The 13,559-nt window shown below is 33.9% G+C and carries 6 protein-coding genes; 2 read left to right on the top strand and 4 right to left on the bottom strand.

Annotation, left to right across the window (positions count from 1 at the left end; genetic code table 11):
* Positions 1-18: 18 nt before the first annotated feature.
* Together BR43_RS19165 and BR43_RS11270 are read right to left on the bottom strand one after the other, a co-directional pair.
* On the bottom strand, positions 19-2,448 hold the full coding sequence (locus tag BR43_RS19165) for a GDSL-type esterase/lipase family protein (protein WP_169741049.1): 2,430 nt from the start codon (positions 2,446-2,448) through the stop codon (positions 19-21).
* Between the two features lie 228 nt (positions 2,449-2,676).
* The gene (locus tag BR43_RS11270; RefSeq protein ID WP_034562059.1) at positions 2,677-3,990 is read right to left on the bottom strand and encodes a hemolysin family protein; all 1,314 of its coding nucleotides are present in this window, start codon (positions 3,988-3,990) and stop codon (positions 2,677-2,679) included.
* A gap of 335 nt (positions 3,991-4,325) precedes the next feature.
* Here BR43_RS11270 and BR43_RS11265 point away from each other — a divergent pair, with 335 nt between their 5' ends.
* Positions 4,326-5,468 carry a GGDEF domain-containing protein gene (locus BR43_RS11265; protein WP_034562057.1) on the top strand — a complete coding sequence of 381 codons (1,143 nt, stop codon included), beginning with the start codon at positions 4,326-4,328 and terminating at the stop codon, positions 5,466-5,468.
* Between the two features lie 68 nt (positions 5,469-5,536).
* Here BR43_RS11265 and BR43_RS11260 read toward each other — a convergent pair whose 3' ends face one another.
* Positions 5,537-6,274 carry a 3D domain-containing protein gene (locus BR43_RS11260; protein ID WP_034562056.1) on the bottom strand — a complete coding sequence of 246 codons (738 nt, stop codon included), beginning with the start codon at positions 6,272-6,274 and terminating at the stop codon, positions 5,537-5,539.
* Positions 6,275-7,045: 771 nt separating this feature from the next.
* A complete protein-coding gene (locus BR43_RS11255) occupies positions 7,046-7,321 on the bottom strand; it encodes a hypothetical protein (RefSeq protein ID WP_034562054.1) in 276 nt (91 codons plus the stop codon).
* A 569-nt stretch (positions 7,322-7,890) separates the two neighbouring features.
* Between BR43_RS11255 and BR43_RS20620 the strand changes: the two genes are divergently transcribed.
* Complete coding sequence (locus tag BR43_RS20620) at positions 7,891-13,155, top strand: S8 family serine peptidase (protein ID WP_051933926.1); 5,265 nt, start codon at positions 7,891-7,893, stop codon at positions 13,153-13,155.
* Positions 13,156-13,559: the final 404 nt, after the last annotated feature.

Raw genomic sequence — 13,559 nt, 5'->3', positions numbered from 1 at the left:
AGTGTTATTTAAATTTAATTATTTTGAAGGATTAGCAGATTCTACTAAAATACGGTTATAATTATTAATTGTAGCAAATTGATTCTTTAATACGTCTGAATCCGATGAGACGGTTCCCATATTGTTACTATTGGTAAAGTTCGATAACGTAAAATTATTAAATATCCAGCTTGCGTTAGGCTCTGTTACACTACTATTTTGATTTTTATTCCAAACAGACATGACACTGTCATTCCCAATTATTTGGATTGAACTCGTTCTATAGGCATACATAAATGAATATTTATTTATCTGTTTGCTTTCTAAATTCAAGTATTTCATCTGATTAAAAGTGTAGTCAATTCCATAAGAGAAAGAAATTCCTTCCACAGCATCGTTTGTTTGTAAGTCTACTGTTGAACCTGCTTGCCCTATTACTTGAGCATTTGTCACAGTATATTCCGTACGTAGCATTGGACGCTCGCCTTTAGCAATGAATGTTGCATTCTCACCAACACTAATTTTAGAGAAACCATAAACTGCATTTTGACCATAACCAGTCCCACTATTGCCAGGATAAAGCTCAACTTTTGCATCATGTTCAATTGTTAAAAGTTTATCTGTTTGTGAAGTTCCTAGAGTGAAAACGGTTGAACCACTTTCATTAGATGAACCGCCGCCCTCCGTTGATCCATAGTAATATGCACCCGCTTTAATTGTGATATTTCTAGCATAAACATTGCTTCCAGTCGTTGTTCTGACTTCATTATGACCATCAAATGTTACATCTGCATCTTTTACATTATTCCGAATAAATAAAACACCATTAAAATTCACATCGCTAATCTCAATAGTCATCCCATAATTCAGGTTTTCTGAATCATTAATAAAAATTGCCCCATAGCTATTTCTACCAGTGACTGAGCCATTGAAAATAGTCAAATTCGTGCGCATATTGATACTTTCATTTTTAGTTAGGTAGTAATTATCTGCATTTAATAGAAAGCCATTTAAATCAATACGTGTATCTGCATTAAGAAACAAATTTTTAGTTAATGTAATATTCCCAATTAATTTAATATTCGTCAAACCTGATGCCAATAATGCTTCCAATTCTGCAGCTGATGCAGCTTCAACTGGTTTTTCCGGATCATAATTAAAATCAATTCCACTTAAACGAACTAATTCATAATTCATATCTGTTACTTTTTCATTCGTAAATGTAAAGTAAACGGTATGATTTCCTGTTGCTTTTTCAACAGGAATTGTATGGAAATTCCAAGTTGAATTATTGGCTGTTTGAGTTAGCATCTGTTCACCGATAATCGGACCAGTTGCACTATCTAAACGAACTGTAACTTTTGTTTCAGCATATGGGACTGCTGCAAAAAGTTGGATTGCTCCAAGATTAGCATCTAAATTCACATTTTCATATGATACCCAACTGTTATGCGCCATTCCAGAAAGATAAAGATTTTTCCCACCAGTTATTTCTTGACTATTAATAGCACCATACGTTCTTCCGTATTCTGTTACAGCCGTTTTTCCAGTCAATTCTCTCGGTTCACCTTTAAGTGTATGGTAAACATTATTTGCAATTAATGCTGCACCTTTAGCATTCGGATGTACGCCATCAGGAATTAAGCTAGATGCTTCTAATGTTGCGCTTTGATTGTCAATAATCGATACAGGTAGATCCGCTTTTTGTGAAACTTCAACAATTTTAGGTAAAATTTGTTCTATATTTTGCTGACTAATACTATATGCACTACTAAATGCTTTCGGTGGTAAAGAAATATAAATAATTGGCTTAGTTGGTAAATTTTGATAGTTCTTCACTAACTTCAGGTAATCTTCTATATAGTTATCAATTTTGGCAAAATTGAAATATTTACTATCGTTTGTACCTAATTGAATCACAACAACATTAGGATTAGAAACTAAACTACGAGTATATTCTCCTGTACGAATATATGGATCATCTCCGGTCTCCAATAAAGTTTTGCCAGAATTCCCAAAATTAACTACATTGTATTGATTGCCTAAACGGTAATTCAACTGTTTTGGATAAGAATTAATCCCAACATTTTCAACGTTCATGCCATACGTAATACTATCACCAATTGCGGATATATTAATTGTTTGTTCTTTAGAATAGACCGTTATATAAGTAGTTGCTTTCTTTTGGCTCGCAGTTATCCCGTTAACCTCATATGTTCCTGCTTGATTAAAAATAACAGAATCCATTGATTCCCAAGTAACATTTTCTAAACTTAGATTATAATTGGCATCTGAGACATTCACCTTTTTTGGTAAATCAACAGCTTCTCCCTCTGTTGTTATCAGATTCACTGCTGGTACATATTCTGATGGATTAACTGTATCTCCAGCCTGAACTAGGTGTCCTCCTCCAACTAAAAACAACATAAAAACAAATGACAGTATTAATACTTTAATTCTTTCAAACATAATCATCTCTCCCTTTTTTTGTAAAAACGCTATAATAATTAGCGTTTCTTTATTCACTAACATACTACCACAGATATACTTTTCCATTTTTTTTATTATTTCTCATCATTTTGAATTTTAAAGTAAATTTTTTGTTATATATAATTTTACAAATGTTGATATTTGTTATTCAAAAAAAGTATGAGATAAAATTAAAAAACAATTTTATCTCATACTTTAAATATTATATTATTCATTTGTTATAGTATTTAGCTTAATTTCTAGTGTTTGTACTGTATGTTGATCCAATTTAATGACTTTTATTTGCACATTCTCATAGTCAAATTGATCTCCTTGAACCACATCGTATTTCTGATTCAAAACCCATCCACCAATTGTATTAATACTTGTATCTTCTTCAAATTTTACTCCTGTTAGCTTTTCAACTGTTTCTAATAAGACCTTACCTGAAACAAGATAGCTTGTAGCACTAGTTTTTTGAACGTCGGGAACTTCATCATCATCAAATTCATCTCTAATCTCACCAACGATTTCTTCTAAAATATCTTCTGCAGTAACTAAGCCTTCTGTTCCACCGTACTCATCTAGCAAGATTGCTAAATGACGTTGCTCGCTTTGCATCTTCTCTAATAGATCGCTAATCGGAACCGTTTCAATCACTTGTAAAATAGGCTGAATCAAAGACTCAATTGAATCTGTTGGTGCTAATGTTTTTCTAACAAAAACATTGAATAAATCACGTGAATTAATCACGCCAATAATATCATCTTTAGAATCTTTCATGACAGGATAACGAGTAAATTGCTCATCTAACGATAACTCAGCTGCCTCAGCAACCGTCATATCTGCGCGCATGACAACCATTTCTTGACGAGGAATCATGACCTCATTGGCTAAGCGATTGTCAAAATCAAAAATTCGATTTAGATATAGTAACTCCGATTGATTAATATCCCCATGTTTGTAACTTTCAGAAGCAATTAAACGAAGCTCTTCTTCACTATGGGCTTCATCACCCTCACCAGCAAATTCAAAGCCTAACATTCTTGAAACACCTGCAGCTGAACTATTTAATGCCCAAATAAATGGGTACATAATTTTATAAAATAAATGCAATGGCTTAACAATCGCCAAGACAACCCCTTCTGTTTTAGCGATAGCAAAAGATTTTGGTACTAATTCACCCACTACTACATGAAAGAATGTAATAATTGAAAAAGCAATCGCAAAAGCTATGATTTTAGTGGGTGCTTCTGGTACATTCAGCCAAACAAAAACCGGGTGAATCGCTGCCTCAACAGTTGATTCTCCAATCCAACCTAAAGCTAATGAAGTCAACGTAATCCCTAATTGACAGGCCGATAGGTAGGCATCCAGATGTTCATGAACCCGTTTTGCTAAATGCGCATTTTTTACTTCTTCCGTAACCATCTGTTCTAAACGACTTGCTCTTATTTTTACTAGGGCAAATTCAGCAGCTACAAATAAAGCCGTTGCTGCAATTAATAAAAAAATGATAAAAAAACTAATAACAATTATCATACTGGGTAGAAACCCACACCTCCAAATTTTTCTTAGTTCTATTATAGCATATCCGTATCCAATTCAACTTTTAGTTTCATTCATTCTAACATTTCAAAAAATTTCTTCTTATTATCTATACTTAAAATCGTTACAATTGCTTGCTATTTTGAAAAATAAATCACAAATATATACACTATATTGTCTCTATTTTACATTTCTAATTAATATAAAATGTTGTTTTTGTTATTTTAATCTTTTTTTCATTTTTTATTGTGCTATACTAAGATGAAAACTCTTATTATACATAGCGTTTAGTTTTGTACAAACTATCATTTTTAGGAGTGAATTCTAGTATGTTATCTATCTTAAATCAAATCATTATTAATTTTTCTTTAATTGTAAGTACAGCTTTGAGCTGTTATTTTTTAGGCATTAAAAACACAAATAGAAAAAATTTCACAACCAAATCAACAGATTCACAATCTCTTACCTATATTAAAACTGGATTATTTGGAATTTTTATTGGTAGTTCAGCACTTGTTTTATCCAGTAATCAAATTATAGTTTCTTCCGCCATTAATATTGATATGCGCTATGTTGCAATCTTTTTTTCAGTCATTTATGGCAGTATTTACTTAGGTGAAATTGTAACAGGTGTTTTAATCGTTGGAAAAACATTGGAATATATTCTAGCTGATGGTAACGATCTCATTAAATATCTCAACAACGCTCTTTTGACTGTTTTTCTTTTACTTGTCTGTATTCTAATTAAGAAGAATAGCCTTTCTCTAAAAAGCTCTATTTTTTATTTTATCGTTGTTTTTTTTATTACTCGAATTAGCATTTTTTCAATTTATTTTTTCCCTATTTTACAAAAGCAAAAATTAATCAATCTTGCTATTTATTTTATTATTTTCAATCTTATTTTTTTAGTAACTGTTCTGATTGTTAATATGGCTGTTTCTCTGGAATCAACCATGACGCTGTATCGAACCGGATCTGTTACTGACCACTTAACAACATTATATAACCGTCGTATGTTTATCAATGATCTAAATATTGCTTTTCAAAATAAAACAAGTACGTTTTGTCTAGCTATCATGGATATTGATAATTTTAAGATAATTAATGATCGTTATGGACATCATACTGGTGATCTCGTTTTAAACTATTTTTCAAGAATATTGCGGCAAGAGTTATTATCTGAAAAGGGTGAAATCTATCGAATTGGTGGGGAAGAATTTGCCTATATTAGTTTTCTTTCCGTGGAAGAAACAACGAAGCAACTAGAGAGTTTCCGGCATCGTTTAAGCCAAAGTACATTTCATACTACGGATGAACAGCAGATTGGAATTACCACCTCTATTGGATTGACTGCATTCAATCACACCGTGGACAGCCACAACTACGAAGGAAGTACAGCAATCTATTCTCGAGCAGATCGAGCATTATATGAAGCGAAGCGTACTGGCAAAAATAAACTAATTGTTTTTTAATAAACTACTAAAAAAATCCGTATCTAACAGCTCTGACATCAGCTTTTAGATACGGACTTCTTTTTTATTTAATTAACTTGCGTGATTACTGCTTGTGTACGACCTAATTGCATCGCTTCTGATAATGAACCAACTAGAATATCAATTCGTTGACCTTTAATTGCTCCACCAGTATCACAAACCTTTGCAGTAAAACTTTCACCGTTACCAGTTGTTATCTGTACTATTGTATTTAACGGTAGAACTGCTGGATCAGCTGCAATAATTCGATAGCCTTCTGGGGTAAGTGTTTCACCATTACGTACATCCGTTCCATTTGCCGTAATCCCAATTTGGGTACCGTCAAAGGCTGTATAATACGTAGCTTCAAATGTACCAATGACATTAGTCACTGGCTCAGGTGCCACAGGTGCCTCTACAGGAACTTCTACAGGAGCTTCTACTACTTCTGCTTCAGCACTTTTGACTGCAACAACTGCCTCTGCTTGGGCTGCTGGTTCTTGAATCATCACTTGTTTTTCTTTAGTAGCCTTTTCTTTAGCTAATTCTTCTGCGCTTTGTTTTAGTATAAGTTCATATCCAATTGGCAAAGTAAGTGGGTCAATTTTAGGATTCAATGAATATATTGTTTCAATTGAGATTCCAGTTGCCAGGCTAACATCTGATAATGTATCCCCTTTTTCTACTGACCAATTTCCATTTTGTAATTCATCTGCATACGTTTTGCTTACATGCACACCGGCGATGTTAAATATAACTAGCATTGACAATGTAAACATCTTAAAAATATTTTTATTAAAATACATGAACAAGATTCCTCCATAATATTAAAGTGTATTTTTATTTGAGAAACGCTGTCTCTCAACTCTAATAAGATTACAGTATTCAAAACTATAGAAGGTTAAAAATAAGTTACAGCTTAAACACATACACTTAAAAAAACGCACGTTACTCTACATAAAACTAATTTTACTGAATATTCTGATAATTATTTTTCACAAACTTATAACTAAATAAACGGCTTAAACACAGACTTAGGAAACACTTGTTCGCCTCATCAAACCGGATATTAAAAACACGCGTTTCTTATTTTTATGTTTTTTTTGTTGTAATATTTGACATTAAAAATCACGCTTTTTTGTGAAAAATTGGCTAATTTGTGAATTTTTTTTATTTAAAATCCGTATTATTACAAAAACATTACAAAAATTACGCCATTATATTTAATTATTAAAATATTGAATTGAATTCTCGAAGCAAATGGACGATTCTTTTCCTTTAAATAAGCTTGCTATCCGAAACAGAATATCCCGCCGTAGCAGAAGCTTCTACCTACAAGAACAGATGCAGTATATTCATGCCCGTTCTTAAACTGCCCTTACTTGACTAGTGGAGCAATTCTTTCCTACACTCTTTTTTAAGCATCAAAAAATAATAGTAGACATCTATAATGATACAAATACGTTCTATAGATCATACTCAGTTGTAAACTTTTTCGTAAAAAAAGCTAGATTCTGCAGCTATCCTTATTGTCAGGAGAGCGCATTATCTAGCTTTTTTTAGTGAACATGGATTTTTTATTGGCTACAACTAATTCTTCTAGCTTCCTCTTGTTGGAAAGTATCTGTAAAGTTTTTAATGAAGCTTGATTCATTTCCAGCTTCAATCTCTACATTTAAATTATATCGGAAAGTGACAGGATTGCTTAAAGTTTCTAAATGAACATTTTCAATAATGACGGGAACCTCATGCTCAGTTGCGAATTCTAAAAATCGTGTTTTAATTTCTGCGCTTAAAAAATCATTACCTTTTTTGTCTAAATCATTAATATACCCTTTGATTGTTGCAGTCATTTTATTCACCTCGTGGTTATTTTATATCTCAAGTGTAGCACTAACTCGAATATAAGGTAATCATTACGCTTTCATCTCTAGCTTTTTTCATCAAAAATTTAATTTTTTGTTATCTTTTATTCATAATTCAAGAATGTCTAAACTATTTTATAAAAGGAGAAAACTTTCTATAAATAACTAGTGAATATTAAATTTTGTTTGCTCTTTATATCTAACGAATCATTAGATAAAAAAAACTATCTTGTATTAAAATTAAGATATAAGCAAGTTTTTTGATACTCATACTAGACATAGCAACTCACTAGCTCAATTAGTTACATTTGATAGTTCTCTTTTTTAATAACTTGAATAATTAACCGTCATTCTAAGCACTTGACGTAAAATCTTTTCAATTATTTGATTAATAAATTCATATATTTCGTTTTTTATATGCTTATACCTTAAACGTTTTCATTAAATTCCAGTAAAAATTAGGTTTCATTAAGTCATTGAAATATAATTAAAATTAGATTAAAATAAACACTATGCTTTTATCTAATTATCATAAAAGTGAAAAAGGGGGAGTTACTATGGGGATTTTTAACAATAAAAAAAGACAAAAAAGGAGAACTTGGGGCTTACTAATCATTTTATTACTTTCTACGAATTTTAGTACTTTTTCATCGTTCGCATTTGCCGAAGACAAGATAGAGACTATATTACCAACGAATTATAACCAATTATTAGCTGCTCAACAAAATCAAGAAACAGCCATTAATGACCTAAATAAAAAAGCATTTGATGAAAATGTCAAAGCTCAGCTAGCAAGTCGTGGATTCGATGTCAGCCAATTAAATGAAAATAGCTTTGACGAGAATCAGGAAATCCGCCTCATCGTTCAATTAGACAAAGAAGCGGCAGTTAAGCAAGTCGCTGCACCAACTGGTTCAAAGAGCTCCATTGCAGCCATTGATACTGCTACCGATAGTGTTATTGATACTCAAGAAACTATTAAAAACGACATCGAGAAGTTAACAGGAAATAAAAGCCCACGTGCCTTTGGTTATCTAATAAACGGCTTCTCTATTGATGCAAAGTATAAGGATGTCGATAAAATTAGGGCAATGAAAGGTGTTCAATCTGTTACTGCCGCAAAAGTCTATTATCCAACGTCAATCGATGCCAATCAATTAGCAAATATTCAACAAGTGTGGCAGAAGCGGAAATTAAAGGGTGAAGGTATGGTGGTTTCCATCATCGACTCTGGAATTGATCCAACTCATAAAGATCTGCGTTTATCAGATAATACTAAAGAGAAAATCCCACTGTCAGTTGGTCAGACAAATGCAAAAAAATTAGGTTACGGACAAGCCTTTAATCGAAAGGTTCCTTTTGGCTATAACTATGCGGATAATAATGAAGAGATTGTTGATAAAAATCCAGCAACCGCTATGCATGGCATGCATGTTGCTGGAATCGTTGCTGCTAATGGTATTGGGGAAGATCCAACCAAAGCTGTACTAGGCGTGGCACCAGAAGCACAATTGTTAGCTATGAAAGTTTTCTCAAATAATACTCGCTTAGCTACTGCTTTAGATGATGATATAATTGCCGCAATTGAAGACTCCGTTAAGCTAGGTGCTGATATTTTAAATATGAGTCTGGGCTCTGTTTCTGGTACCGTTGATCCAAATTCACCTGAACAATTAGTCATCAAACAAGCCGCTGAAGCAGGAGTTTTATCTGTTATCTCAGCTGGAAATAGTAGCTTAAGTACGACAGACAATCCAAACGTCAACCCACAAAATAAACTTGGAACGATTGATACTGGAACACTTGGTTCTCCTGGGGTTACAACGGAAGCATTAACCGTCGCCTCTTCGGAAAACACGTATATTACAAGTCAAGGCCTACTCGTTCAACTAATTAATGCTGACGGCACAAAAACACCCTATAAAATGACAACTTCCACTTCCCCATCAGGAGCGATTGTTGTCTCAAATGGGACAACGGCAGATACTGCCCTTTTATCTCAACCAACTGATTTAGTCGCTGTTGGTCCTGGACAACAAAGTGATTATCAAAACAAAGATGTCAAAGACAAAATCGTTTTGATTCAGCGAGGTCTCATTTCCTTTTCCGATAAACAACGTTTTGCCAAAGAAAATGGGGCCCGTGCTGCTTTTATTTACAATAATGTTCCAGATAGTCCACCAAATAATATGCAATTAAATGACCCAACTTATCTGACCTTAAGCCTCACAAAAGAAGATGGTGATGCCTTAGTAAAGCTAGCTCAAGAAACCACCCAGCAACAATTTAGCTTTGATGTTAGCAGCTATCAATTCGCCAATCCCAAATCTGGTAAGATGTCTGATTTTTCTTCGTGGGGGTTAACTCCAGATTTAGAATTTAAACCTGAAATATCGGCTCCTGGTGGCAATATTTATTCAACTGTAAACAACAATAGTTACCAAACGAAGAGTGGAACATCTATGTCTTCTCCTTTTGTTGCTGGGGCACAAGCATTAGTCTATCAATCCTTGAAAAAAAGTCATCCAACATTATCTGGGATTGAATTAACCCGCTTTGCTAAATTATCTGTTATGAATACAGCCTTGCCAATGTTAGATAAAAATAACAATGATGTCCTTATTTCTCCACGTAGACAAGGTGCTGGACAAATAAAATTAGACAAAGCTTTGGATAATACTACTAGCTTAACTGATAGCACTGATAATGATGGAGCTTTAGCTTTAAAACAAATAGGTCAACAAACAACTATGTCGGTTAATTTAAAAAATAACGGAACGAAACCTGCCACCTATCAATTTACTGATTTTAATGGTGTCTATACAGAAGCGAAAACAGCCACTGCCGAAGTATATGCAACAAAAATTGCAGGAGCCAATCTAACTCCCACTCAAAAGGAAATTATACTTCAACCAGGGGAAACAAAAACCGTTGAAATCAGTTTATCGTTGCCTGATTCATTTGCCAAGCAACAATTTGTTGAAGGCTATATTGGCTTTACAAGCGATTCTCAACCAAATCTGACGATGCCCTTTGTTGGATTTTACGGAGATTATAGCTTAGCTCCGGTTATCGATGCACCTGTTTATGACAAAGCTTCCCTCCTTAACTTTGGCTATTTTACTGATAAAAATAACACGTTCTTAGGTTTACAAAATAAAACAATCAATCCTGATTTAGTGGCGATCTCCCCTAATCAGGACGGACGAAAAGATCAAGCAAAGCCAACGTTAAACTTCTTACGTAATGCAAAATCCGTCACTTATGAAGTTGTTGATGCTTCTAACAAGGTAATTCGTCGTTTAAATGAAGACAAAAGACTAAGAAAAGATACTTTTAATTCAAAAATTGGACAGTATTCCTCTCATACTGTTGCGGATGCTAATTGGGATGGTACTGTTTATAATACAAAAACCGGTAAAAACGAAGTAGTAGCTGATGGACAATATCAGTTAAAAGTAACTGCCCAAGCCGATCTCGAGAAAGCAACGCCACAAGAGATGTATTTGCCAATTAAAGTAGATACGACAAAGCCAACTATCTCAGATATTGCCTTTGATGAGTCAGGAACGAAGCTAAAATTAAAATTAACTGATCTCTTAAGTGGGGTTGATTTACGTTCAATAGCTGTTTCTATCAATGGAAAAATTGAAACCTATGATGTTAGCCAGCAAGAGGCTGAGTCCGTTAGTATTCCATTAAAAGACTCGCAAAAACCGACGTCTGGCAAAAACCAAGTAGAAGTTCTGATTTCTGACTACGCTGGCAATTATGGCTCGTCCAATCAGTATGTTCAAGCAGGATCTGATGCCCCTATTGCTCTTTTTAATTTAAGTGATAATCAAATCATTACGACAAATACAAGTGATTTTTCAGCTACCAATCAAACTATGACCATTCGTGGATTTGGTCCAAAAATCATTTATATTAATGGATTAGAAGTTCAAAGTCCAGATGGATTCTTTAATTTTGAACTACCGATTACCTCAGACACACAGGAAATTCTCTTTTCAACTGATGCTCAGCAACAAACTATTCTGAAAAAAGTACCCGTTCGTGTGTATATTACAAAACCTGAGTTGACGATCAGTAATCCTGATCAAGCGGTAAGCACAACTGAAAAAACTAGCTATCCATTAATCGGAAAAACTGGCGTCACAACTAAAAAATTAGAGGTTAGTCAAACAAGTGATGCGAAAAAGGTTGATTTGACTGCTTTAATTGAAGCGGATGGACAGTTTAAAACAGATATCCCACTCCTTCATGGTCAAAATATGATTTCGATCACAGCTACTGATGAGTACGGCAACCAAAAAACGGAGAAAGTTCTAATCACAACTAGCGGCTATCAACAAACGCCCAGTTTAGTACTAGATACAATCAATGTAAATAGCCTCACCTTAGTCGGCGTTGGCAATCCTAATTATGATCCGGCAACCGAGACTTATAAAGTCAAAGGACGCTTACGTGAAAAAGTCGACCGCTTTACAATTAATCAACAAGATGTGCCTTATGATTCAGAAACGTTAACTTTTAGTTATCCTGTCAAGCTAAAACAGGGAAAAAATAGCGTTGCCTTTCTAGTTCAATCTAATGAATTAAATAATGGCGAACCTTTAGTTAACGAAGGCTACTATGTTATTGTTGATACGATTTTGCCAACTTTACAAATGGACAATTTAACCGTTGATGATGCGGGTAATTACAGTATTTATACGAATAAAAATCCAGTTCGTTTAAGCGGACTAATTTCGGATAATTTTTCTGGCTATAAGTTATTCGTCAACAATGACAACGTTCAGACAGCAATTAATTACACTATTTTTAATGAAAAGTTCTTTGAAGGAAAAGAAGCTGCACCATTTGAATATGACGTTCCTGTGACTGATGGCGCGAATTATTTGCAGGTTGGATTAACAGATAGCTTGGGAAATACGACGAGCAAAGCAATTACTGCTTACTACAAAAACGAACCGGCTAACGCTCCGATTATCACGCCAAGTACGACTAAATTAACGAATCAAGCAGTGAAACTTAAAGCAGATAGTGAGGAAAAATCAACAATTTCCTATAGCTTTGATGGCATTAATTATGAAACTTATCTGGATGAGCTAGCTGTTGCTATCAATCAAAAAGTTTACTTCAAATCACAAGACGTTTATGGAAATGAATCTGAAATTGTGACTTTTGACGTAACGAATATTCAAGCTGATATTGCTGCTAAGCCCGTAATTAGCATGACGTCAAAAGTCCGAACAGCTACACTAGTTCCGCCTGTTCAAATAACCATCGCTTACGACACTGAGCTAACTAAAGAACAGTCTGATTTCACTCATTTACGTTATAGCTTAGATAGTGGAAAAACCTATCAAAACTATCTTAAACCTTTTGAATTAACTACCTCAGGAGAAATTTGGGCACAAAGTTATGATGATGCAGGAAATGAAAGCGAGATTGTTAAAACAGCAGTACTAGTGTCTGACATTAAACAACCACCTGTTGTCAGTAAAGAAGAACCACCAATAAAAGAAGAAGCTGTTGTTGATACGACTACTCCTGATAAGCCAAATTCAGATAAATCCGTTATCGACGACAAGTCTTCTACTAAACTGGAAGAAAAACAAGTGACTGTTGCTAATAGCAACAATTCTAATGATCCTTCATTAAAACAAAAACCTTTGCCACCTGTGACTACTTCTAACGGAAAAAAAGGACAAGTGCTTCCACAAACTGGAGAAAAAAAGGTGATTGAGCCACTTGTCATTGGTTTGATTCTTATAGTTCTTGTCAGCGGCAGAATTATATTCAAGAAATCCAAATAAGTTTAATCAAAAAAACATCCATGAAAATGGATGTCAGACTGTAGACAAAAAGAGTTGGATTCAAATTCCAACTCTTTTTGTCTACAGTCTGAGATATTGAATAAAAACTAATTTAATTAATACAACTGGATCAACACTTGGTTGGCACAAGTTCATCAATTTTGAGCATGGCAAATTGATTGCTTCCGTTAACAGATTGTTTACTCATCATAGCTATCACTCCTTGGATCCGTTTTCAGTTATATTATATAAGAAAAAACTGTAAACGTCATCCTTTTTGGGACTTTGTTTACAGTCTGTTGATTCCATTTTAATGAAATCATTTCTCCGCCTCGTGCTCATGTAAATAATCAGTTTGAAAGAAAATTTTTATATGTGGTTCATCTTCGTGTATTCGAGATATG

The organism is Carnobacterium gallinarum DSM 4847, from assembly GCF_000744375.1.
Taxonomy (GTDB): Bacteria; Bacillota; Bacilli; order Lactobacillales; family Carnobacteriaceae; genus Carnobacterium; species Carnobacterium gallinarum.
Note: the sequence above shows the minus strand (reverse complement) of the source record. Positions and strands in the feature narration are given on the sequence as shown.

Coding starts and splice junctions, on each gene's coding strand:
- BR43_RS11255 (WP_034562054.1), bottom strand. CDS start 7,321: ATGACTGCAACAATCAAAGGGTATATTAATGATTTAGACAAAAAAGGT.
- BR43_RS20620 (WP_051933926.1), top strand. CDS start 7,891: ATGGGGATTTTTAACAATAAAAAAAGACAAAAAAGGAGAACTTGGGGC.
- BR43_RS19165 (WP_169741049.1), bottom strand. CDS start 2,448: ATGTTTGAAAGAATTAAAGTATTAATACTGTCATTTGTTTTTATGTTG.
- BR43_RS11265 (WP_034562057.1), top strand. CDS start 4,326: ATGTTATCTATCTTAAATCAAATCATTATTAATTTTTCTTTAATTGTA.
- BR43_RS11270 (WP_034562059.1), bottom strand. CDS start 3,990: ATGATAATTGTTATTAGTTTTTTTATCATTTTTTTATTAATTGCAGCA.
- BR43_RS11260 (WP_034562056.1), bottom strand. CDS start 6,274: ATGTATTTTAATAAAAATATTTTTAAGATGTTTACATTGTCAATGCTA.